The sequence below is a fragment of the Rhodopirellula bahusiensis genome (assembly GCF_002727185.1).
GTDB classification, from domain to species: domain Bacteria; phylum Planctomycetota; class Planctomycetia; order Pirellulales; family Pirellulaceae; genus Rhodopirellula; species Rhodopirellula bahusiensis.
In genome coordinates, this window is sequence record NZ_NIZW01000008.1 from 184,755 (window position 1) to 205,900 (window position 21,146).

Annotated in this window: 21 protein-coding genes; 6 read left to right on the plus strand and 15 right to left on the minus strand. The window is 54.6% G+C overall.

Going from position 1 to position 21,146, the window contains the following annotated elements; all coding sequences use genetic code 11:
- Nucleotides 1-92: 92 nt before the first annotated feature.
- The 11 genes from CEE69_RS12005 to CEE69_RS12050 form a co-directional block, all read right to left on the minus strand.
- Complete coding sequence (locus CEE69_RS12005) at nucleotides 93-698, minus strand: HNH endonuclease signature motif containing protein (RefSeq protein ID WP_099260870.1); 606 nt, start codon at nucleotides 696-698, stop codon at nucleotides 93-95.
- Nucleotides 698-3,322, minus strand: coding sequence for an HsdM family class I SAM-dependent methyltransferase (locus CEE69_RS12010; protein WP_099260871.1), 2,625 nt, complete (start codon nucleotides 3,320-3,322; stop codon nucleotides 698-700). The genes CEE69_RS12005 and CEE69_RS12010 overlap by 1 nt, the downstream gene beginning before the upstream one ends.
- A 43-nt stretch (nucleotides 3,323-3,365) precedes the next feature.
- A complete protein-coding gene (locus CEE69_RS32505) occupies nucleotides 3,366-3,533 on the minus strand; it encodes a hypothetical protein (protein WP_158231003.1) in 168 nt (55 codons plus the stop codon).
- Nucleotides 3,534-4,254: 721 nt separating this feature from the next.
- Entirely contained in the window at nucleotides 4,255-4,587 is a 333-nt protein-coding gene (locus CEE69_RS12015) for a hypothetical protein (protein ID WP_199169856.1), read from the minus strand.
- Nucleotides 4,588-4,668: 81 nt separating this feature from the next.
- Nucleotides 4,669-5,055 (minus strand): hypothetical protein, encoded by a 387-nt coding sequence (locus CEE69_RS12020; RefSeq protein WP_233215164.1) that lies wholly within the window; start codon nucleotides 5,053-5,055, stop codon nucleotides 4,669-4,671.
- A 69-nt stretch (nucleotides 5,056-5,124) separates the two neighbouring features.
- A complete protein-coding gene (locus CEE69_RS12025; protein ID WP_099260873.1) occupies nucleotides 5,125-5,460 on the minus strand; it encodes a YkgJ family cysteine cluster protein in 336 nt (111 codons plus the stop codon).
- Between the two features lie 3 nt (nucleotides 5,461-5,463).
- Nucleotides 5,464-6,483, minus strand: a complete 1,020-nt coding sequence (locus tag CEE69_RS12030) for a DUF932 domain-containing protein (protein WP_099260874.1) — start codon at nucleotides 6,481-6,483, stop codon at nucleotides 5,464-5,466.
- A gap of 321 nt (nucleotides 6,484-6,804) precedes the next feature.
- Nucleotides 6,805-8,133, minus strand: a complete 1,329-nt coding sequence (locus tag CEE69_RS12035; protein WP_099260875.1) for a hypothetical protein — start codon at nucleotides 8,131-8,133, stop codon at nucleotides 6,805-6,807.
- Nucleotides 8,134-8,139: 6 nt separating this feature from the next.
- Nucleotides 8,140-8,766: a protein-disulfide reductase DsbD domain-containing protein gene (locus CEE69_RS33645; protein ID WP_099260876.1), complete on the minus strand. Its 627-nt coding sequence runs from the start codon at nucleotides 8,764-8,766 to the stop codon at nucleotides 8,140-8,142.
- Between the two features lie 308 nt (nucleotides 8,767-9,074).
- The gene (locus CEE69_RS12045) at nucleotides 9,075-9,443 is read right to left on the minus strand and encodes a DUF6573 family protein (protein WP_099260877.1); all 369 of its coding nucleotides are present in this window, start codon (nucleotides 9,441-9,443) and stop codon (nucleotides 9,075-9,077) included.
- Between the two features lie 12 nt (nucleotides 9,444-9,455).
- Nucleotides 9,456-9,818 carry a hypothetical protein gene (locus CEE69_RS12050; protein WP_099260878.1) on the minus strand — a complete coding sequence of 121 codons (363 nt, stop codon included), beginning with the start codon at nucleotides 9,816-9,818 and terminating at the stop codon, nucleotides 9,456-9,458.
- A 452-nt stretch (nucleotides 9,819-10,270) separates the two neighbouring features.
- Here CEE69_RS12050 and CEE69_RS12055 point away from each other — a divergent pair, with 452 nt between their 5' ends.
- On the plus strand, nucleotides 10,271-11,110 hold the full coding sequence (locus CEE69_RS12055; protein WP_143549206.1) for a hypothetical protein: 840 nt from the start codon (nucleotides 10,271-10,273) through the stop codon (nucleotides 11,108-11,110).
- Between the two features lie 14 nt (nucleotides 11,111-11,124).
- On the opposite strand, the gene CEE69_RS12060 is transcribed toward CEE69_RS12055, so the two are convergent.
- Nucleotides 11,125-11,454: a hypothetical protein gene (locus CEE69_RS12060; protein WP_099260880.1), complete on the minus strand. Its 330-nt coding sequence runs from the start codon at nucleotides 11,452-11,454 to the stop codon at nucleotides 11,125-11,127.
- Nucleotides 11,439-12,176, minus strand: a complete 738-nt coding sequence (locus CEE69_RS12065) for a ParA family protein (RefSeq protein WP_158231004.1) — start codon at nucleotides 12,174-12,176, stop codon at nucleotides 11,439-11,441. The genes CEE69_RS12060 and CEE69_RS12065 overlap by 16 nt, the downstream gene beginning before the upstream one ends.
- Nucleotides 12,177-12,396: 220 nt before the next feature.
- Between CEE69_RS12065 and CEE69_RS12070 the strand changes: the two genes are divergently transcribed.
- The 3 genes from CEE69_RS12070 to CEE69_RS31985 all read left to right on the plus strand — a co-directional run bounded on the left by CEE69_RS12070 (nucleotide 12,397) and on the right by CEE69_RS31985 (nucleotide 16,837).
- Nucleotides 12,397-13,668 carry a hypothetical protein gene (locus tag CEE69_RS12070; protein WP_099260882.1) on the plus strand — a complete coding sequence of 424 codons (1,272 nt, stop codon included), beginning with the start codon at nucleotides 12,397-12,399 and terminating at the stop codon, nucleotides 13,666-13,668.
- A 1,856-nt stretch (nucleotides 13,669-15,524) separates the two neighbouring features.
- Nucleotides 15,525-16,289, plus strand: a complete 765-nt coding sequence (locus CEE69_RS12075; RefSeq protein ID WP_099260883.1) for a hypothetical protein — start codon at nucleotides 15,525-15,527, stop codon at nucleotides 16,287-16,289.
- Nucleotides 16,290-16,633: 344 nt separating this feature from the next.
- Nucleotides 16,634-16,837 carry a hypothetical protein gene (locus CEE69_RS31985; protein WP_143549207.1) on the plus strand — a complete coding sequence of 68 codons (204 nt, stop codon included), beginning with the start codon at nucleotides 16,634-16,636 and terminating at the stop codon, nucleotides 16,835-16,837.
- On the opposite strand, the gene CEE69_RS12085 is transcribed toward CEE69_RS31985, so the two are convergent.
- Both CEE69_RS12085 and CEE69_RS12090 read right to left on the minus strand, forming a co-directional pair.
- On the minus strand, nucleotides 16,838-17,809 hold the full coding sequence (locus CEE69_RS12085) for a tyrosine-type recombinase/integrase (protein ID WP_099260885.1): 972 nt from the start codon (nucleotides 17,807-17,809) through the stop codon (nucleotides 16,838-16,840). It abuts the gene before it with no gap.
- Between the two features lie 119 nt (nucleotides 17,810-17,928).
- Nucleotides 17,929-18,489 (minus strand): hypothetical protein, encoded by a 561-nt coding sequence (locus tag CEE69_RS12090; protein WP_099260886.1) that lies wholly within the window; start codon nucleotides 18,487-18,489, stop codon nucleotides 17,929-17,931.
- An 897-nt stretch (nucleotides 18,490-19,386) separates the two neighbouring features.
- Here CEE69_RS12090 and CEE69_RS31990 point away from each other — a divergent pair.
- Both CEE69_RS31990 and CEE69_RS12095 read left to right on the plus strand, forming a co-directional pair.
- Entirely contained in the window at nucleotides 19,387-20,028 is a 642-nt protein-coding gene (locus CEE69_RS31990; RefSeq protein WP_158231005.1) for a vWA domain-containing protein, read from the plus strand.
- Nucleotides 20,029-20,047: 19 nt separating this feature from the next.
- Nucleotides 20,048-20,884: a protein phosphatase 2C domain-containing protein gene (locus CEE69_RS12095; protein WP_158231006.1), complete on the plus strand. Its 837-nt coding sequence runs from the start codon at nucleotides 20,048-20,050 to the stop codon at nucleotides 20,882-20,884.
- The last annotated feature ends 262 nt before the right edge of the window (nucleotides 20,885-21,146 follow it).

Here is a 21,146-nt window from a genome sequence, read left to right on the forward strand (position 1 = left end):
GGAACTGATGAAGCTTCGACGCAACGCTTCTGTTAAGTTGGGGAGATACAATTTTGAAGGCGTGACCAGACGTGTCACGGCAGGCTTGTAGCTTAGTAGACGCGTGGAAGTCGCCCCTGTTCGCGTTGTGCGAAGAAGCAATCATCGACGCTTTCTGGCATCGTGTTTGACGGAGGTTCTAGCTTCGGCGGACGCAAATCATCCAAGTCACTCGGGAATCCCATGTACTCGTCATAAAGTTCGGCGTCCGTCGCTTGCAACCACCGCAGTGTTCGCATCCACCGACCGCGAGCGTCGACTCGCTTTTCTGCATTCAGCGCCATTGAGTCGCAGAGTTTGACTCCATGTTCGTTCTGTGCAGCAACCGCCCCGGTTTCTGTGATTTTCAGACACTCACCGAAGGTGATTTGGCATGGGTCGGGAATCCCGACGATGTTGGTCTTCGCACGATTGCAGCGCCTACAGGCGTAAACCAGGTTGTCGTAGACGCATGTGAGTGCTGGATCGACGGACACTGGCGTGAAGTGATCAATGTTGAACGCGATGTCGTCTGGGTTCCAGCGTTCTCGGTGAAGGCAATAAACACAACGAAACAAAAACTCGTCCCGGAGCCAGGGACGAAAACTCTCGTAATTTTTGTAGCCCATCGGACCATGTCGACGCGAATGAGGCAGGGCGGGGTATTCAAAACCGTGCATCAACTTTCGCCACCCGATTTACCAGACCGCGATAAGATCATTTCTTCGAGCCGTTCGAGTTCTCTGGTCGGAGTCGGCGTCTCTCGATCCAGGTAGAGTTCGGCGTACGCCTGTAGGCTTTCCAGTTCAGTTCGCTCATGCGGACTGATTGTTCCAGCGATCTTCTTGTCGATCAGTACTCCACGTCGACCGTTTGTTGATGGCCAATCGGCTTCGTATTTGACGAAGTCACTGAAACGAACAACTCCACCAAGTTCCTGCGGAAGCAAATCGGCTTGGCAGAACGGAACGCCGAGTCTTTCCCAACCATCGAATAGCGAAAGAAGTTTGTGTTCCAGATCAACAGGTAAGTCATATCGCGCCAACACGGCGGCATCTACGCGAGCAAGGAGCTGTTGCATTTCATCCGCAGGACAGCCACTCTCAGCCGCTGTAAAATAAGTTCTGACTGCGTCGTCTAGTTCTGGGAAAATTTCGCCTTCGGGCACTGGAAGCTTTCGCATCACTCCCACGATATTGTCCCGCTTTCCTAGATGCGAAAAAGCGAAGGCGTTTGCCACTGGCGAATTCAAGATTCCCCACAGCGACTCAAGAGAAAATTGGTTTGAACGCACCGTAATGAATCGGCTGGTGACCGGATGCCCTATTGAGTCGATCAATGCCTTTAACCGCCATGGTCCTCGGCTTACGGGAGCGTAGTTCAATAAAATTTGCGGCACTCCGGTTGTTGTACCAGTTAGAGCTCGTCGGATTAGAGAGTCGTCCAAACTCATCCAAAACGACTTTGGAAGGCTCGTTGTGTCGATGTCGTCCGGCTCGAATCGGATGAAGCCTTGCTCCGACGCGGGGAATTCCGACGACGAATAGGTTATTGCATTCTCTGGAAGTGTCACACCTTTATATTGGAGTCCTTGACCAAGACTCGCCCGCTCATCAAGAAGTGAGTGTTTCGAGAAGTAGTCCCAAACCTCCTCTAAATCAGGAACTCGCATTTCCCAATCATCAGCTTCGACGAAGCGTGACTGGGATACCACTCTCGCGTTTGCGACTTGATACGACGAGCGAAAGTCATCCATCTGCCATTCACGTACCTTTTGGTAGCGAACCGAATTGCTTGCCTTCGTCGACGCGCCGACGCAACGACCAATCAAGACGGTCGATTCAACATCGGCGAAGCTGAACACATTGTCTGCAAACAGAGAAATCTCTCGAAGCTCGAACCGTTCCAGCAAAACCCTTCGGGCCTCGCTCGCAAACTTGGCGTGCAATACAGACTGCGGCATGACAAACCCAAAAACGCTGCCGGGCTGCATCGCTTCCAAGGCTCTTTTCAGCATCTCAGCAGCTTTATTGCTGATAGTAGGCGACGCATCCTTCGCCTGATAATGCTGCGATTCGCTTTCCGAGAAATTTTCAAAAGGTGGGTTTGCCAGAAGAATCGTATTCGTCTTGGATTGTGTCTCCAACGCGTCCGTCAGAAACATGTCCTCTGCCTTCAAGTCCCATCCGTCAGGATTGGGAAGATCGGTTAGCGTCAACGCAAGACGAGCAAGTTCGAGAGCGAAGTGGTCCTTGTCGATGCCATGGATTCGCTTGCGGAGGTATTGGCGACGCCGTCCCGGTGTTGCTTTGGACGCTGGAAGTAGTTCGGTCAACAATCGCATTGCTGACACGAGGAATGCCGCGTGTCCGCACGCCGGCTCAAACACGCTTCGCTGTGCTTCTGGGATTTCCTCGATCCAGTCGGACAGATTGCCAACGATGTAGTCCACTAGATAGGAAGGCGTACTGTGCGTCCCCAATTCGGAACGCGTTGCTTTCGATATCAGCGTGTTCTCATAAACGTGCGCGAGCGATTCCGTTGTGGTTAAGGACAAATTACTAAAACGCACCAGCTCTTCGGCGACCTGCGAAAGGGCTTCGCGTTGAAGATTCGACCCGATTGTGATGGAAGGCGTCCCATAGTGCCTGGCCAACGTCGAGAAGGTATTGTCAACATCAGGCAAATCGAGATCAGTAAATGTTGAGACGCTCTTGTCTCGCAGGATTCTCGCTGAAAGAAGCCAGAAGACCGACTTCAAGAGCCAATGTCCCTGCTCGGCTGAGATGACGTTCCAGCCCAGGCGAGATTTGGTTGATGTAACACTACGTTCGATGAATTGTTCTAAAGCATTGCCAACTTCCTCTTCGACCAATGGCATCAAACCGATGTCGACGAAGCTCAACTGAAATTCTTTGCGGAATCGCCCCCAGGTCTTTGCACGATAAATCGCATCCGGAGAAAAATCGTCTCGTCGGTCATCGAAAAACTGTTCGACGGTATCTTCGTGGACAGAATCTACCCAAGTCGGCGATTCCGCTCCTTGTCGCCACCATTGAAGCGAGTCGCCAGCACATACGAACACGAGCGGAGCGCCAGTCGGACGACACTGCTGGACTTCGGATTTAGGATCGCCTTTCGTTTGCAGGACAGCGACGCAGGAGCTACGCGCATCGAGCGGAAGTTGAGAGAAGCCAACAAGAGGATTGACCGTTTGTCCTTCGCTGAATTGGTAATCAGAACGCAACAAGTCACTACGATAGCCACAGTCAAGCAAGTGCGATTTGATCTTGCTGATTTTCATCGGTTACCAATGCCCGTTCGTTTTGCGCCTGGACGATCCATATCTATGCGCACTTGCTCTCGGCATCGCCTTCTCCATTCGCCGTATCGGCATACCGTTTCAACTGGACCTCAAGTAGATGGGCTGCGACTTGCATCGGGCTGATCTTACGCTGCGCGGTACTCAGCTCGATCGCCAAATCCTGAAGCAGTTCAGCAGTCTCTTCGCTCATCGGCAATTTTCCGTGCTGATTCCATGTTGGATCGGAAGGGCGACCGGGCCTTGCTCCCTTACTCGGTTTCAAGCGACTGCTTAATGACTTCGCAAGCAGTGCGTGCTGTCGACGACGCAGACCACTAGAGGCCCCCAATTTGACACGTTTGGTCACGCTTGAATCCTCAATCGCGTTGATTTACTCAGTTTACGAGCATTCTAGCAATCGACTTTCTGCTCCGAAAGTAGACGGGGGTTGCAGATGCGGTCGGCGGCTTGCGAGTGGTTAGCTTGCTTCGTTCAGAACCGGAAGCGGTGCGGTTCTGAACTACCTTTGGCTGATGATGCCGGATTCAGGGGTACAGCGCGACCGGACAGCGAGTTTCAACTCGTTCGTTAGTTTTAGTGGGTGAATCGGTTCACACTGCCAAGAATTTCTGTAGGCCCACTATTCCCGCCGATCGCACGGGCCGTCTTGTCTTCGCGATTCGCAAAGGCCGTCGGGTTCGTGTGAGTGATCGAGGACGCTTGGAAAAACCGTGTCGTTGCCGTACCGCTTCCAAGTGACGCAGCGCGTCAGTTGGGGCGTCGGCAAGAGTTCGTTCGTGCCTGATGATTAGAAAGAACACGTCGGTGTTCTGGTGGTGGCCAGCGGTCGTCAAACCTGGGTTCAAAATCTGCAAACCGGAGCCACCTGAGAGGAAGGAAACGACAGGTTCACACAAATGGACCAGCGGAGGCTAGAACGGGACGTTTCCGTCGTCGTGATCCTCGTCATGGTTGGAACGGCCTTTGCCATTACCGTTGGATTCACCGTTTCCGTTTCCGTTCCGGGCTTCGGTGTAAATCCAGGTGTGGCATCGGTCCATCACTTTGCCAACGAGCAGCAAGTCTTCCCGACCGAATGACGTTGAGTCTTTCCACTCGCCGTCGTCGGTTCGGTAAAGCCGACTGATCGTCACATTGTGACGGACACCGTTGTCCGTTTCGTTCTCCCAGATCGCCGCACGGATTCGACCAAGTCGAAATTCTTGCGTCGGGCGGGTCGTCTTGTTGGCTTGTTTGGTAGCCATGTTGGTTGTCTCCGAATAGAGAATGGATGAAAGGAAAGAATCGGCTTGTCGAGAATTCGACTGGCCGGATACCAAACGTCGCTACTGACGTTGGCTGCATGGGAAGCAAATGCCGAGAAAGTTCTCGGATGTGGACGCAGGCATGTACTGAATTCGCGTCCAGCCTTTGTGCTTTGCCTCGTAGAACGTGTTTGGCCCTTCGACGTTGCATTGGGCACACGTCAGCGTGAATGCGACGCGTGCCGGAATGCCGTCGGGATCGTCCAATACCGCTTCAGCACGTTTCATGGCATAGATCGCCGCTGCTTTCGCAACTGCCGCATGCCACTCGCTGCCGAGTTCCGGTGTGTCAGACGTCTTCGGTGGGAATCCGCCACGATCCAGCCAATCGAGCAATGCTTCAGCCAGCTCTGTCACGTCGCGCCAGCTTCGCCTTGCCCACTCTTCGAGCAACGAATTCCAAGTCACTTGCGGGTCCATGGTTGAGCCATAGCTCCCTCCTTTCAGTAAGAGTAAAGAGCGAACCAATTCCAACACTCACGCTTTCGTGAGGGACATCGGCTCGAGACGTGAAATGCCAGCGTCAAGCCGACACTGTTGACAATCGTCGCTGCCCGCTTCGTAGAGCACGCAAACCGACGGGCGCGTCGTGTAGATTCCACACCGATTGTCGTCGCGAAGAAAGACGCACCCGCCATTGCTGACGCAATTCAGGTAGCCAATCTCGCCATCGAAACCCGGTTCGCGAAGCGGAATCATCTGCTCCGCAATCCGCGGGTTCCTGAGTATGTCGATTTCGTAGATATCGACCAACTTGCTGCGGCAACACGCACCGCATCCGTCACACTCATACTGCGTGTTCAATGTCGACATTGTTCATGCCGCCATCGACAGCAGACCGCCGATCTTGGCATCGAGCGCCGTTCGATCTCCGGCAAAATCCACCTTCTGGGACAGCTTGGTGAGCGCATCGACCATCGCGAAAATGGTAAAGGCACCCTGCGTCCGAGCGATCCCCATCGCATCCTTGATTAGATGTCGCGGAATCTTTTCGGCCGTCAACACCTTCGTGACCTCGTCGGCGTCATCACCAAGCCTCTCTGTCATTGCCTTCTTGATCATCGCGGCGAACGAGTCTTTGCGTTGATCGCGAACGGTGACCAGATTGTCCAGCATGATACGAATCTCTTGCAAAGCATCACGAACGTTGGCGGTGTGCTTGCGAGTGAATTCGATCACTTCGGTTGCATCCCAAACGATGTGGTTCTGGCAGACACGCTGAAACCAGAATGTCTGGATGCCAATGCTTCGGCGTCCGACCTCGCTGTTCCAGATGAAAAAGCCCGGCGCGAACGCCTGTCCTTCGATCTCGGCCCATCCGGTCGGGTCAATCAGGAATGCGAACATGTCCTGTTCTCCGCAATACAGTCCGGTGCTGACATCATCCATCGCCTTTTGCGGCGGGGTAAAGAACGACGCATACTCGTTGACCACGTCCAGCAATTCGACGTTCCAGAGCCGCGTGTAGGCAACACCGTGAACGCTACGAATCTGCTTTTCAGTCGTCAGGAGCTGCATCGGCTTTTCCGCCTGCGGCAGGGTTTCCTCAAACACCTTGCTGGCCGTCTTCCGGGACAGCCGGTTGACCGTGTCTTTCCCAACGCCCGCCGTGCGGCATAGCTGCGAGAACGACCAATCGTTCAACCGGTATTCGGAACCCTCGCCGTTGCAGATCGTTAGATCATGCGTCAGCGAGATGTCTTGCGGGAGTTCCCAGAGGTCCGTTGATTGTTCACGCGAACGCGAACACTCGGCGTACAGGCTGTCGAACGAGTCGAAGCATTCGTCGGGCGTCCGTCGAAACAGTTCCTCATTTGCTTTTGTCAGAGTAGCCATCGCTACAAGTCTCCGAGTGGGAGTCAAGAATCATTGCTCAACCAACGCGGTCGAACCGCCGATTACCACGCGCAGCGGCAATCGACGGAACGACCGAGACAGCTCGGAAGCTCGTAACGAATGGGGCTCACTAAGAAAACCTTCAAGACCGCCGGCCTCTCTTGGCGACCTGGCGTGAAGCCCGATCGACGCAAGAGGCGGCATTGATGTCTACAGATATTTGGCTTCGATAAGGAACAATTCTGCTGCTGACACTGGTTCCCTATCACGCTCGTCAAGAAATGTCACGCATCGAAAGCGATCTTTTTTGATGGCTGGCGTCTAATTCCGGTCCATTCGATCAGCCCCACGCAACTGCAGGGTGGGTGTGGCACGTTTCTTGGCCAACGGGTCGACGTACCACCGATAGTGGCCAAAGTCGGTCGCAAAGAGATAGGGCTTGTTTTCTTTGTGCCATTCCTGCCAGTCGTCTGCGGTACCGCTACTTGGACCGTCTGGCACGTAGCGTGCAAGCAACCGTGCTGCTCGATCGACGGTATCCTTGTCGTCTGCCGACAAGCCTTCGATCGTGGACTCTAGGAATCGGGGGTCGTCAAAGCCCATCTGAATTTCAAGCAAATCCTCGTCGATGGTCAACTTGCTTTCTGGATCAGTCGTCAAGTAAGGCGTTTGCGATTCGGCCCACGCTGCCATGGCGTCGGCATTGCCCTGTGACTCAATGGTTTGCCACAGTTCCGGCGTCACCATTCTTTCCACCCAACTCGCTCGATCGGGATTCTTGAGCCAAGACGCAACAGTCGAGCGTGGTCGGGCACGTGGTCCGACGAAGACTGACGGCGTGATCGCGATGGGGCGATCTTCGCTGAAATTACTGATGTAGGCGATCGCGTTGAGAAGCATTCGGTTGCCGGTATCATTCATCTCGGCCGGTGATTGCTCGAAACCGAAATGCATCAAGTTGCCCTGTCGCCAGATCGCCGCGGCGGTTGGCGTTTTATGATTGACTCCGCCGCAGAAAAATTCGACGTCGGGATAAACGTCGAATGCAGTCGAATACGTACACCATCCGGCTTTCCAGTTCTTCTCGTGCTCATCGACGACGGGGATCACCTCGATCGACTTTTCGTCCATGTCATCTTGGAATGACGACGGCGTGTCGATTTCGATGGTCGCAGTGCGGTCAATTGGAAAGGGTGACTCAAAGATGGGATGTGATTTCAGGTCGTACGCCACCGGATCGAGACAGGTGCAGCCTGAGCCGCCGCGAAGTTGCCAGGCGCACGCCAAATTGAGCCCTGCACTCCCCAGCAAGACGGTCGGTCGTCCCCAGTCCTTGCGCATCCCAAGCGGTGACGTATCCGTGCGTTCCATTCGGGCACTGCCACTTTGGGGCCAGTCCAGCAACACCACGTCAAACTTTTCGGCATCCGCTGGTTTGAACGCATCACGATCCACTGACTCGATCACCGCGACGTGTGGCTTCAAAAACTCGACGAACTCGTCGGCTCGCTCTGAACCGACGTAGATGACGCGCAGGCCTTTGAGCTCCTTGGCGATTGACGATGGTGGAGCGAGGATCGCGGCAATAACAACGAGCAAAAACGCTACCGCGAAAGACCGAGGAAACGAACTGATGGACGGGCGATTCATCGTAGATCATCTCTCTAACAAAGGAGTTGACTGACTGACCACAATTGGAAGTTCGATGGTGCAGGATTCGGGCGGAAGGCAAACGAGGTCGTTGCACGCCTGAAATTGGACTTTGATTGTCACGCGATAATTCGCTGCTTGCAATTCTGAAAATCGGATCGGAAGCGAGGCGGAAAGCGAATCGCGATGAATTGGTTTTCCGTCAGCCGTGTCGCTGGTCTCTGGGATTGATGCTGGACCGATGGTCAGAGACTGATCGTCAGTTGAACCCTCGATCGAAAATGGCGTGAACGGCCCTGGCGAAGGCAAGTCGCCATAGATATGGAATCCGGGAGCAATCTTCGTCTCGACAAGAACGGAGACAACCTCATTCGAGACAACGTCCTGTCTGGGAAACGAAGCCGAAACGGTGACCTCGCCCGATTCACTTTGCACACTTACCGGCTGTCCATGCGAGATCGTCCAACTTGTGACGACGATATTCGGATGGTCCCCGACCGGTACGTCCTCGGCATTGCGGTCACAACCCGACAAGGCCATACCGAGAACCGGAGACAGCAAACAGCAGACAACGGCCCCGCGACGCCTCGTCGCGATTCCATTCCTACGCGTGGTGAGAATTCGCCGATCCATGAGTCGCCTCTACGAGTGTGTTCAGTCGAGATTCTACCCTTGTGAGCGCCAGGTCGCTTGGCATCGCCTGCTTGCTGGGCCATGAAATATCGACCGGTGCGAACTCACGATCTGCGCACGGTTGCCCCTGCTTTGTTTTACTTCTGGCGTTTGCGCATGGATTTCGTCGGGAGTCCGTGATTCGCGTGGTTTTCTGATGATTTGGGTGGCAATTGCGATGGCAATCGGTGGGACGCGTCCGATTGCCATCTTTCTTGATGATATCGGTGAGGATGCGACCGGCATGTGGCCGGTCGCATGATGGGGGTTTAGTCTTCGTTAGGTAGCAGAATCGTAAGAACGGGACGTTCATCGTCGCCTGGTCCGACAATGGCCTTGAGTTTGACGAGTTCGGCTGGCTTGCCTTCTTCGTTGGCAACGTACAGTTCAAACATCATCTGCGGTTCTGCGTTCTTGCTTTGCAGTATGGCGTAGCGAAGCATCCAAAGGATGTCCCAGAGTCGTCCGCTTTCGTCTTGGCACGTGATTCCATCTGGAACGCGAACATACTCAGCCCAAACGGCGTCCGTCACGACCGTGTGTAATGACAACCCTGCTTCCTTGGCCGTCTTCGTGACGTCGATCAGGACTCCGTCCGCGATTGCTTGTTCTCTTGTGTAAACGAATATGTAGTTCATGGTGCTAATCTCCTAGTCGCAAAAGTTCTCAATGAAGGACGCCGCAATCTGCGACCAATTCACGTCATCCAGTGCCGAGCCGAGTAGGTCGGTATAGACCGACGCTTCCTGAAGCGGTGATTCGTCGTGTGTGGCTTCCTTCAGTTGTTCTGCAAGGCTGATGCGCGCTGCCTCCGATTCTGTCCACAGCCCACTGATCACATTGTCCATTGACCATGCGCCGCGAACGGTCGAACGTGTTCGGTCTCTCCAGTAGTGATACGAGCCCGAATCGTTTGTTAACCAAACTTCAACGCACCAAGTCGCATAGTTCTCCCAGCCTTGGTATGTCGTCGACGAATCGGCGTTGTCTTCTCGTTTTGTGTCCTTTTGCATTTCGAGTTACCTAGCAAGTGTCGGGATTTCCGACGATTTTTCCGTACAACCCACCTCGCATTTTTTGTCCTTGGGGTGGGTCTCTCGCCCATCGACAGACCCACCCCAGGGACAAAAAAAGAAACTCGGCCTGCGGAGCGATCGGCGGGAGGCGAAGCGCGGCAAGGTCCGTGACAGGTTGAGGAGGGGCGGCGGCGCGGTGGCGGGCCTGGCACGGACATTGCAAGTGGAGCCGACCAGAGATTGCGGAGCAGGCCGTCGATAGCCGGGGAGGAGTGGGGCAGGCGGGTGTTGGGTTGTGTGGGGCAAGTGGTTGGAGCAGCCCAGTCTAAGCGTTCAATTCTTCGTTGGACCCCAAGAACGGACTTGTGCTAATGTCGAACTTGATTCGACCTAGCAATGTTACGAATCGGACCGGTCGCATCGTGCGATCGGTCCACTTTTCCCCGCCCATGAAAAGAGAAATCACGACGTCGAAGGAACCCGGGTTTGTTGTCAGCACCTATGGCGAGATGACTCGCTTTGTTGAAGCGTTCGCCGAGGGACACTTGAATCTGTTAATTGTTCTTGGTGAACCGGGGCTCGCCAAGAGTCAGACGGTTCGAAGCGTGATGGCGAACGCTTGCTGGATCGAAGGCAACGCAACGGCGTTCGGTGTCTACTCGCAAGCCTGGAATCATCGTGACCAAGTGATTGTGCTCGACGACGTCGATAGCCTCTATTCGGATCGCAACGCGGTTCGATTGCTCAAGACACTTTGCCAGACGGACCCGGTCAAGCGAGTCTCTTGGCAAACTGCATCCGCTGCCCTCGATAAACAGGGCATTCCACGGGCGTTCGAGACCACGAGCCGGGTCGTGATCATTGCCAACGAATGGAAGACTCTAGATAAGAATGTCGCCGCCGTGCAGGATCGCGGTCACGTGATTCGGTTCCAACCCTCGGCCAGCGAAGTGCATCAACAGGTCCGTAGCTGGTTCAACGACGATGAAATCTACGACTGGTTCGGCAGGCACCTCTCGCTTGTTATCAATCCGTCCATGCGTCAATACGTTCGCGCATCTGAACTGAAAGCAGCAGGACTCGATTGGCGATCCATGTTGTTGCAGGAAACACTGCCAGCGACTACGAGTTTGGTTGCCAAGCTAAAGTCGGACGTTCGTTGGTCGACGGAGTCCGAACGGGTCCAGGAGTTTGTCCGACTCGGTGGTGGATGTCGAGCAACGTACTTCAATCATGCCAAGCGGCTTCGCGGTCGCATGAACGCCGACGTGAGTCGAGAAAGCGCTTAGACTCTTAGACCGAACTAACGGTTGCGTTTGCGATAATCGACGAGTGCCCGCTCGACCAATTCGCCCAGTTGGCACCGCGCGTCCCAGGACCAATCTCGGTATTCCGCCATCAGTTCGGTGTCGATTCGGAGCGTTGCTTTTTCTTTTGGTGCTCGGTTTGTGGAATTTACCCCCGGCGGGCGTCCCAGCCGGGCACGTTGGCGACGGGACTTCTTCGCCCGACCAGCCGATTCCTGTTTCGGTTTCTCTGGCGGCTCCTGGGCTGGGGCGACCGACGGTGTGCTGATGTACCCGCCCAGGACGTTGGCGATTCCAGGAAGTGGCTTGCTCACACGGCCAGCCATTCAGCGATTCTGTCAGCAACTGCGTCATAATCTTCCATCGCGGACGATGATCGAAGCCGATGGATGCTGCCGGCGGTCGTTGCGTACACGATCCTTGCATCGGAACGAATGGTACCTAACACGCTGTATTGACTCGCTAATTCATCCACAACTTGCGACGTAATGCTGCGGCGGCGATGACTGTTCGTCACGATCGCACCGATCGTTTGCAGCTCAGGATTCACGTACTGACGCAAAAGGTCGACGGTCTGACCAAGATGGACCAGGGTCTGTAGCTCGAAGCCACCCGGTTGTACGACGACACAGATTCCCTGAGCAGCGCTCAACGCAGCAACCGAGAGAACCCCAAGCGAGGGCGGGCAGTCGATCAAGACAACGCCTTCGTCAGATAGTTCGGTGTTTCGCAGGGCGGTCCGCAATACGAACTCTCGGGATGTCGAAGTGAGAAGTTCCGATTCGGCCCGCAAGAGTTGCAGGTTGCTTGGTGAAATGGTCAATGATTCCGCGACCTTGATGACTTCCAGTCGAGACTGATCTCGCAGGCAATCGAAGAGCCGGCTATTACTGCCGTCGATTCCGAATGCCGCTGTCAGATCAGCCTGCGGGTCCATGTCGATCAGGTGAACCGGGATTCCGCGACGACTGAGTAGCACACCGAGCGCCGCGGTGGACGTTGTCTTGGCGGTCCCGCCTTTCTGGTTGGTGATTGCGATGATCTTCATGTGAATAGCCGTACCACGACAGTCAATCATCCGTCACGGACTTTCTGGCATTCGGGTGATTCAAGCATTCAGGCAATGCCGCTTTTCGGTAATGCCAGCCTTTCCAGAATTCCAGCAATGACGGCATTCTGGCATCCATGTCATCGGGATTCCCACACGAAAATGCTCGCGCCACGACAGCTTGCGTGGTACGGTCGACTGGTAAGAATCACCGAGGGTTATGGCCACAGCAAAATCACCAAAACAAACCACCAAGTGCTCGACATTGCGAGCAGCCGTCGGACAGTTGACGCTGATTGAGCACTGCTTGTGTCCGCTTGATGCACGGGCATCGCTGCGAGAGAACTTCGTTCACAAGACAAGTTACGGCTACTCGAAAGACAAAAAGCGCAAGCAAGCATCGGTCCGCGTGACTTGCCCCGGCGGATTGTCGACGGAAGATGAGTTCTTTCTGTGGGGCCTTCTCTCACTGACGCTGTCACAACCCAAGCCAACGCCGAACTTTTTCGCGACACGACACTACTGCTTGAAGCAGCTTGGCAAGATCGACACGCGGCGTCGTGGCGGCCGGCAATACCAACAACTCGCGGAATCACTGGAACGGCTGTCGCTGGTTTCCTACCGAAACGATGCGTTTTATGACCCGCTTCGGGGAGAGCATCGTCGGGTCAGTTTCGGTTTTCTGAGCTACAGTTTGCCGATAGACGGCGATTCATCACGAGTGTGGCAAATTTCCTGGGACCCGATCTTTTTCGAGTATTGCCTGGCGGCATGCAGCGTGCTGGCATTCGATTTCGAGGTGTATACAGAGCTAGACCCAGCGAGTCGGCGCCTGTTCCTATTGCTCCACAAGTTGTTTTGGAGGTATCGCACGACGCCGGCGATCGACATCCGGGAATTGGGCACCAACGTACTTGGTTTTTCCGACTCGCTGCGAACATCCGAAATCAAGGTGCGAATCGCAAAGCTCGCCGAGCGGCTGCGTATTCATAACATCATCGCCGGTGAAGCGGATTTCCAAAAGCGCGCGAAGGGTGAGTTCACCGTTCGATTTTCAAAAGGCAAGTTCTTCGGAAGGAAGGTTGCCCGGCCCGCGTCCAATCGAATCGAATCTCCACTCGCTGAACCGCTCCGCTCAATCGGATTCGGCGATCATGAGTGCCAGCGAATCTTGCACAAGTTTGATGAGCATTTGATTCAGCAATGGTCCGACGTGACGCTGGCCGCCGTCGAACACAAGGGCCGCTCATTTTTCAAGCGTAGCCCGCAAGCCTTCTTCATGCACAACGTCCAACATGCCTCCCAGGGAACGAGAACCCCACCGGACTGGTGGCTCGACCTGCGAAAACGAGAATCGCTCGCTAACGCCAATCTAGGCAGCCCTGAATCGGAGCGACCTCCCAACGCAAAGCCATCGAGTGTCTCCAACGTGCTGGCCGAAGTCATTGAATCCGGCTTGGTGCCGGCATTGGACAAAACCGCTGTGAAGTGAGTGGAATTCAACTCAATTCCAGAATCGACTCCTTTGTTTTCGAGGTACTTTGTAAACAGGTACTTTGGCCCTTGCAGGCGGCAGGCACCTCGCGACGGAAATCCCAATCTTTTTGGCAACTTGCGATGGTTCATTAGACATGCGATCCGCAAAAGAGTGACGCAAGCGACACGTGGCGAGCGCGGAAACGTGACGCAGCCGACACGTCCGATTTCCCGAAACGTGACGCAAGCGACACGCACTTAGTTCGATGCACGATAGGCAGCCCCAACTAGATGATCGGGGACTAGAAGTACGCTAGCGTCCGGCTTGCGGGACTAACAACCTCGTGATCGTCAGAATACGAACAACGTTTCTGTTCGATGGCATGGGTCGGGAACAACCCGGAACGTTGGCTTCATCAGCCGACTGAAGGGGACGGGAGTCGCTATCCGTCACGTTCTTCCGCGTAGAGCGCAGTGCCTGGAGATCGGGCTTGCTGTGATCGACGAGGGCTTCATGGATTAAATCCTTGGCATGATGCCGAGACACAACCCCATGATTCGACTCGATTTCTTTTCAAACTTAATAGTGAAAGAGGGCGACCGTGGAAAACCTGTCGGCTCGGACGTTCCGAACTGATAGGCCGTGGTCAATCAAAGGCTGCGTGTTTGCAGCGAGGTTGCGGGTTGGTGATCCAGTCCGTTGCCTCCGGGTGAGTTGCGATCTCTCGTGAGAGAACGCAACAAATCCCGCCGAAGGGGTTCGTGAGCTAGCTGACTGAGAGTTCAATCTCAGCAGTGCGGTCGACAACAACTGTTGTCGATCAGCTTCGTTCAACTTCGCTGGCGTGGGGAGTCATGAACGGGTAACGCCCGTCATGCCGAGGGTCTAGCGGCCTTCGGGTATCCAGTCAAAACCTGGAACGCGAAAAGCTCAACCATGAAAGGCGTGAGAACGCTTGCCAGTTAGTCTCGAAGAAGACGGTGCCGAACTGTGAAAAGGCACAGCGGATGGGTAAGGAAAGGCTTCTTGTTTCGCTTTCCTGAAATCAACTTCCGAGCAATCGGATGTTGGAAACTATGCTCGGGCGGGAGTCTGAGACATACCACTGTGTCCGGTCGGTAACACGACGTAGCGACGTGAGCTTCGAGATGATGATGGCTACGAAACGGGGAAGGGGCTGCGTGTGCGGGGTTAGCTCTCGCTGGCAATTTGCCAACACGTGGTTCTGGGAGTGTGTCCTGAGTAGAAATCCGGCGGGAGCCGGAGCGGTTTTCTGGGCGAAGGCTCAGACGCGTCGGGATGAGGTCCGAACGCGCACGGCAAGGCAGTCGTAAATTGCTGTCCAATCAATACCGAACGAAAGTTGCGGTAAATCACCTCGGACAGTTGAACCGTTTGCCGTATCAAGGGTGATGCTTTGATGCACATGGCAATGACGAAAGGGACGACGCGGTTTTTCGTACGAAAGACCCATGCTGTCGATGCCGGCTTTGCAATCGGGCAAAGTCGGTTTCTTGGAAGAGGACCTGAATGTGGCTTCACGCGAGAATCTCGGGAGAGATCACCGCCTGTGGCGACGTACTGACGACCAACGCTACCCGTGCGAGTAGCGTTGGTCGAAGGTTCTTGAAATGCAACGAAGAGGTATTAACCAACTGTAACGAAGAAACAGGGCTTCGCAGACGCGGGAGCTACTTCGCCAGTTGAGTGTGCCCGGCAAAGCAGGATGCGGAGCCGGCTGCACACGCCTCGGGATTTGCACCACGTTCTAGAGGAGGATTTCGATCGAGCGACGATTGGCTTTTCGAGGAGATTTGTGCCACAAACAAACTCCTCATCTTCTTGTCAAGAATCAAAGCGTCGGAGCAGTAATGACGTCTTGGAAGTATCGCTACGTCGCGGCCAGCATCGACGGTTTCATTGAACAACTTGTTCGATACGTAAACACAGGTCACTACTTTTACGTCACTGGAATAATCCCGGACGGAAAGAATCCTGAGTCGATTGATGCGAAACTGATTGAGCGCTACGGAATCGATTGCAAGCGTTGGGAGAGGTCACGCCGCAAACAAGCCGGCTTCGCGTCGGTTCACTATCTTCGCTACGAGCGGCAGTTCATTCTCGTCGCAACTCATGGTCAACACGCGTTCTTCGAGTCTCATTCTGCCGATCAGTTGCGTGATTGTCGTCGCGTGGGAATTCAGTTCGGCGGGTACTCGGTTCGCCGCTCGGCCTGCGGTCGGACTGGCAAATGGCATACCCTGGTCAGGATCGACAAATGCACCGCAACAGCGCTACGTGCCCATCTGCTTGAACTGGCGTTGAGGCGGAGAAAAGATCAGCTCGAAGACGAGTTCCGCAGCGTTTGCTTCCAGCCTTACCGCCCGGTCCGAGAGCAATTGTTAACCATCCTGAGAGCAGTGAATCGAAAGCGCAAGGCGGCGGGTTTCGCGGCACTCGATTACAAGTGCATCCCGGTTCGTCGCAGGATTACCAAGCCGTTTGGTCAAGAATTGGTGGTCGACGATGCGAACAACAGTCTCTATTCGGCAAGCACTTCGGAGAGCGGATCGACCACTTCCGGCAAGATACGACCGACGTCGTCCGCGAGTGCCTGCAAGAGCGTGAAAGCCTGAGCATGGTTTCCGCTCGAAAGTTCCATCGAGATCACCGACGCGAACCGAACATCGAGCACGGCCCAAAAGCAGACATCACCGGCTCGGTTCCGACGCTCGATGCGTCGGCGCAGGAACTTGATCGTGTGAGTGTCCTCGGCATGAAGGCACTCAAGATTCCCAGAGTTGGCGATTCCTACGTAAGCGTTGCGCATTCAATCCGTGTACCACGAATTGATTCCCAATGAAAAGCATCGTTTTCAATCGCTCACAATTAGCTCGGTGGTGACCGAGACGGAGTGAACCGGTGTTCCGTGTGTTCGCGATGGTTGCGTTCAAGGCGAAACTGTGGCAACGATAGCGACATGAATCAGTCAAGAAAAGGAATACCGATTGTCCAGACCACTCGTGCCTGGCGAGATAACTTGAGTGGATACGTGATGAAACCTGAATCAAGCAGGATGCGAATGTGCTTCATGGTCACCGTCGGCGCGGTCATTGCCGCAGTGATCGACTATCGGCTGTTCGATCAATCAATTTTCAGCGCAGTCGCTGAGATGATCCGGTAGTCAGTAGCTCGCGAAGAAAGACGCACTCTTCTCTGGATTGTGGCCGCGACGGTCATACAGCTTAGTTGTCGATGGGTCCGCGTGTCCGACGTCCCGCTGGACATCTTCCAGATTCGCGCCATTGTCGAGCGCTGTCGTGATAAACGTCGCGCGCATCGAGTGGGCGGAGAATCCAGCCGGCAGTTTCAAGCCACGGCTGTACTTCTTCAGGATACGGTTGACGGCGTCCGGGTGTAACGCACGATTTAGAGGCCCACCCTTTCCGTTGCCACGAAACGGCCTAAACATCGCCGTCTCGGTCTGATTCTCGTGGCCTGTGGCCCGTAGGTAGTCTCGGATTCGGTTGGCCACCTGCGGATGGATGGCCACCGATTCACAAGCCCCACCTTTACGATTGACCCAAATCGAATCCAGCCCGCGATTCTGATGAAGATCGCGGACTAGCAAACGGGCGATCTCAGCCCGCCGAAGACCGACCTGCAATCCGATGGCCAGAATCGCTCGGTCTCGCATTCCTTGGATTGTGTGCGGTGACGGAGCATCTAGCAATTGCCGAGCTTGACGCTGGGAAAATGCAAGCGTCTTTCCCTGGTTGCGGCTTACTCGCGGGCGCTCGACATCACGCACGGGATTGATCGGAACCACGCTATGTTGAACGAGGTGCTTGTAGAGACTTGATAGAGCGGCAAGCCGACGTCGAATCGTCGAAGCCTTCAATTGTTGGTACTCGCGCATGTGCGATTCCCAAGCGATGACGGGTCGGTGATCGACTCGGTGTAGCTGTTCGGATGCAGTGATGCCCGCGAATTTCATGAAATCTTCCACGTCTCGCCGGTAGGCAGTTCGGGTTCGCCGGCTCTTGAGTTTGGCGAGCCACACGCTTTCCTCCGGGATCGCCGCAAGCGAATCGAGCACGGACGCCGATACTTCGGCCTCGATAGTGGTAGGAAAACAATCAGGTTTCGTGGTCACGGGCGATCTCGATCAATGCACGATAATCCGGTTTATCGCGTGCTTCACGTTCTCACAACTTAGACTTATTCGCAACGCATAAACTGGACCGGTCGCACGAGGCGACCGGTCCGTTTGGGCTACTTCTCGTTCAGTTCATCCAACGGCTCGATTCCCATCGCTTCACGCTGCAAATCGGTGGGCTCTTGTTTCAACACTTCGGAAACCGTTTGCCAAAGTTGCTTGACTTGTTTCGGCGATGTTGCGAGCCAAACGGTGTCGAGCAATTCTTCCTTCTCTTCACGCAACTTCAGAATCCGCTTGCCAATTTCGTTTCCGGCTAGCAGCTCCGTTTCCATCAAGGCAGCGCGTCGATTGACTGCCGCTTGAATTTCGTAGTCTCCAAACGAATGGACGTTCTTGGTAAGCGACTCAACGTCTACGCCTTGAATCTTCGCAAGCACCTGCTTGAGAATGTTACGACGTTCAATATCAAGAGTTTCCCGTTGCGTTCCGAGTGACTTGATTTCTTTCACCAAATGTGCAATGCCCAGCGACTCCAACGCCTGGTCGTTCGCTTCTTTGCGAATCTTCTCCAGAAAGTTCGGGTTCTCTGCTGCGCAGATCGCCTCAATCGCTTGGTCAATCTTGCGAATGATTCGTTCTTTCCAATGTTCCTTTTCTCTTACGGTAATGGCCATGGTCTTGGCTCCTGTTCTTTCTACGTTTCAACATTACATCAGCCGTTCAAACTGGCTGAATCGAATCGGAAACCCAAATCAACAACATGCTTCCTGTTGAGTGGGCCTCCTACAGCCGTCCCTGGCGAGGCCCACGCAATAGGAAGCATAGAAAAAGGACAGCAACACTTCGGAGCCGCAGCCGGCCGGTGGGTGTTAGGTGGACGCAGTGAGCGAGTGTCCAGGTGGAGAGCGAAGCGGACCTGGACTCTCGTGGAGCGGAGCGAACAGGTGGAGCCGGATGCGGCGGAGAAGGGTTGCTTCCTCAGCCGGGGATGACGCGAGCCTTTCGGCGAGCTTCAGTGGTGGGGTCGTGGGATAAAGGTGGCCACCTCCGGCAACGACGTTTGAGTTGATCGGCTTACCGCCCCGGTTTTGGGTGGATACTCCATTTTTTTGGGCAAGATTCGTCGAACAACAACCCCAGTGAGTGGTCTCGCCAATCTCAAGTTCCTCACAGCGTTCTACTGGCGAGTACAATCTGGTCATTTGGCCTAGTCGATTTGCAAACCGCAATGCGACTCCGACCAACGTTGCCAATCACATCGACACGAGCATCACAGCACTTGGTCCGGAGCAGCATCGTCTGCGAATCCGTTCCGCTCATGGACGCCACCGCATCCCTCGACAACTTCAAGAGGTATAGAGATGTCACGAAATCGTTCTGACAAATACGATGAATCCGTCGATTCCTCGACCGTCGTACGGCCCGAAGACTTAGTCGAAATTGATTACGACTCGATCTTCCACGCGCCGATTCCGCTTCCAAAGTATGCAGGCCGTGTTGACCCGAACAAGCGGCAAGCCAGGGGCTTCAGTCCGCAGCTAGTGATACTCGCTGTCGACGATAGCCGTTCAATGTCGCATGACGGAAAGGCCGAGGCCGCAACGAACGCCGTCAAAGACATGCTTGCTGAAATGGTGGTGCAATGCGACGGAAGTTCTGATTTTGATGTGGTGGTGTTTTCGTTCGGCACGTACGTCAACTACGACAAAGAAACTTTCGGTGTGCCCATCCTTGATTTCCCTGCCGACTCGATTGACTTTGCCGGGACGTCAGATCGCACGAAGTACTACCGAGCACTTTGGACGATTGAGGCCGTGCTACAGCACTACGAGAAGAACTATCTCCGCTTCCATGAGATGCCGAAGGCACACCCGGTTCCGCTTGTGATTTTTATGTCGGATGGATTCGACAAAGCGAAGAATCATGACCCTATTCCTATCGCCGATCGCATCAAAACGATGAAACTGTCCATCGGCGCGCCGCCACTTATTCTAACGGTCGGAATAGAATTTGGCGGCGATCAGCCTGACGTCAACTTGTTGAAGCGTTTGGCGAGCATTGACGACGAATCAAACCGACCTGCGTACTTCGATGTATCGAATGCATCCATGTTGGCACAGTTCCTGTCGAAGGCAGCGAGTTCTGGATCATCTACTGCCGCTGAAATCTTCCGGGCCGTCGGCGATCTCGAGCGAAAACGACGGCCGCGTTAGGAAGGGCCTGCGAACTAAGATGGAAAGTCCTCTACTTGAAAGTTTGTCTGACACGATTTCCGCCAACAGCGATGCTTTGGCCGAGCGTGGAACCGTTCTGGAATCACCCGGCTTTCTTGAAACGGGCAAGTCGGTGCTCTCAGTCGCGTCCGATCACGGAAACAAGGAAACCAATCGCGACTCTTTCCTCGCGTTCGTTCCCCTTGGCGACGGCGATATCAAGTGGGCGGTCGCTATCGCGGATGGCGTCAGCGCATCGTTCGAGTCAAAGCTGGGCAGCCGACTAGCTTGCTACGCGTCCGTTGCTGCGCTCGTCCGGACCGAGGACCAGAAGCAACGCAGCCCAATCTCGGAGTGTGCTGAAACATTTCTCGCAATTGGCGAACGCATATTGGGTGACGCTCGCCTTTGTCGCCCAGATCAAGTGCCGGAAAGCCATTGGACTCGATTCGTTCAAGCAGGCCGACTCTTTCAGACGACGGTGATGATCGCTTGGCAGGCTGGCGATCAGATTTTCTTGGACGGTATCGGTGATGGTGGATTTGTTCGCGACTTTGATCGCGGATGCGTTCCGATGATGTATCTTCCATCAAGTTCGGGCCCAGTGACCTGCTTGGGAGCAATGACAAATGTTGTCGAGCCCCAATATCGCCACCAGTTCGCTTCAGCGAATCAGCTCTACTTATTCACCGATGGTGTGACCGGTTCGATTGAGCGCGATTGTTCGCAGGCGATCGACGTCATGCGTCGCTGTGTCGATCGCGACCGATGCACAGTGGCGACTGACTTACTCCAGTTTTCGATTCGATCTGGTGCTAGTGACGACAATCAGACGCTGGCAGTGATCTCGCCATGACGGACTGGGTTGATGTAAGTAAACGGCAGCTCCAAGAGCTGTATGGCACAGTTTGGGAACTCGATGGTTGGCCTTTGTCTTTTGGCGAAGTCGCAGGCGGTGGGGAAGCGTCGGTTTGTGAAATGTCTGGCGAATCTGGCGAGACGGTTGCCTACCTTCGTTTCATTCAGCCTCACCGCACGTCACCAGCTCGCATTCATCGAACCGAATGGTTAATTGGTCAACATGTTCTTCAAGAGTCTGAACTATTCCGCGGGCTTCC

Coding starts and splice junctions, on each gene's coding strand:
- CEE69_RS12060 (WP_099260880.1), bottom strand. CDS start 11,454: ATGGCTGGCCGTGTGAGCAAGCCACTTCCTGGAATCGCCAACGTCCTG.
- CEE69_RS12090 (WP_099260886.1), bottom strand. CDS start 18,489: ATGGCCATTACCGTAAGAGAAAAGGAACATTGGAAAGAACGAATCATT.
- CEE69_RS12005 (WP_099260870.1), bottom strand. CDS start 698: ATGCACGGTTTTGAATACCCCGCCCTGCCTCATTCGCGTCGACATGGT.
- CEE69_RS12045 (WP_099260877.1), bottom strand. CDS start 9,443: ATGAACTACATATTCGTTTACACAAGAGAACAAGCAATCGCGGACGGA.
- CEE69_RS12075 (WP_099260883.1), top strand. CDS start 15,525: ATGACGTCTTGGAAGTATCGCTACGTCGCGGCCAGCATCGACGGTTTC.
- CEE69_RS12015 (WP_199169856.1), bottom strand. CDS start 4,587: ATGGCTACCAAACAAGCCAACAAGACGACCCGCCCGACGCAAGAATTT.
- CEE69_RS12070 (WP_099260882.1), top strand. CDS start 12,397: ATGGCCACAGCAAAATCACCAAAACAAACCACCAAGTGCTCGACATTG.
- CEE69_RS12035 (WP_099260875.1), bottom strand. CDS start 8,133: ATGAATCGCCCGTCCATCAGTTCGTTTCCTCGGTCTTTCGCGGTAGCG.
- CEE69_RS31990 (WP_158231005.1), top strand. CDS start 19,387: ATGTCGCATGACGGAAAGGCCGAGGCCGCAACGAACGCCGTCAAAGAC.
- CEE69_RS12095 (WP_158231006.1), top strand. CDS start 20,048: ATGGAAAGTCCTCTACTTGAAAGTTTGTCTGACACGATTTCCGCCAAC.
- CEE69_RS31985 (WP_143549207.1), top strand. CDS start 16,634: ATGAATCAGTCAAGAAAAGGAATACCGATTGTCCAGACCACTCGTGCC.
- CEE69_RS33645 (WP_099260876.1), bottom strand. CDS start 8,766: ATGGATCGGCGAATTCTCACCACGCGTAGGAATGGAATCGCGACGAGG.
- CEE69_RS12010 (WP_099260871.1), bottom strand. CDS start 3,322: ATGAAAATCAGCAAGATCAAATCGCACTTGCTTGACTGTGGCTATCGT.
- CEE69_RS12030 (WP_099260874.1), bottom strand. CDS start 6,483: ATGGCTACTCTGACAAAAGCAAATGAGGAACTGTTTCGACGGACGCCC.
- CEE69_RS12050 (WP_099260878.1), bottom strand. CDS start 9,818: ATGCAAAAGGACACAAAACGAGAAGACAACGCCGATTCGTCGACGACA.
- CEE69_RS32505 (WP_158231003.1), bottom strand. CDS start 3,533: ATGAGCGAAGAGACTGCTGAACTGCTTCAGGATTTGGCGATCGAGCTG.
- CEE69_RS12025 (WP_099260873.1), bottom strand. CDS start 5,460: ATGTCGACATTGAACACGCAGTATGAGTGTGACGGATGCGGTGCGTGT.
- CEE69_RS12055 (WP_143549206.1), top strand. CDS start 10,271: ATGAAAAGAGAAATCACGACGTCGAAGGAACCCGGGTTTGTTGTCAGC.
- CEE69_RS12065 (WP_158231004.1), bottom strand. CDS start 12,176: ATGAAGATCATCGCAATCACCAACCAGAAAGGCGGGACCGCCAAGACA.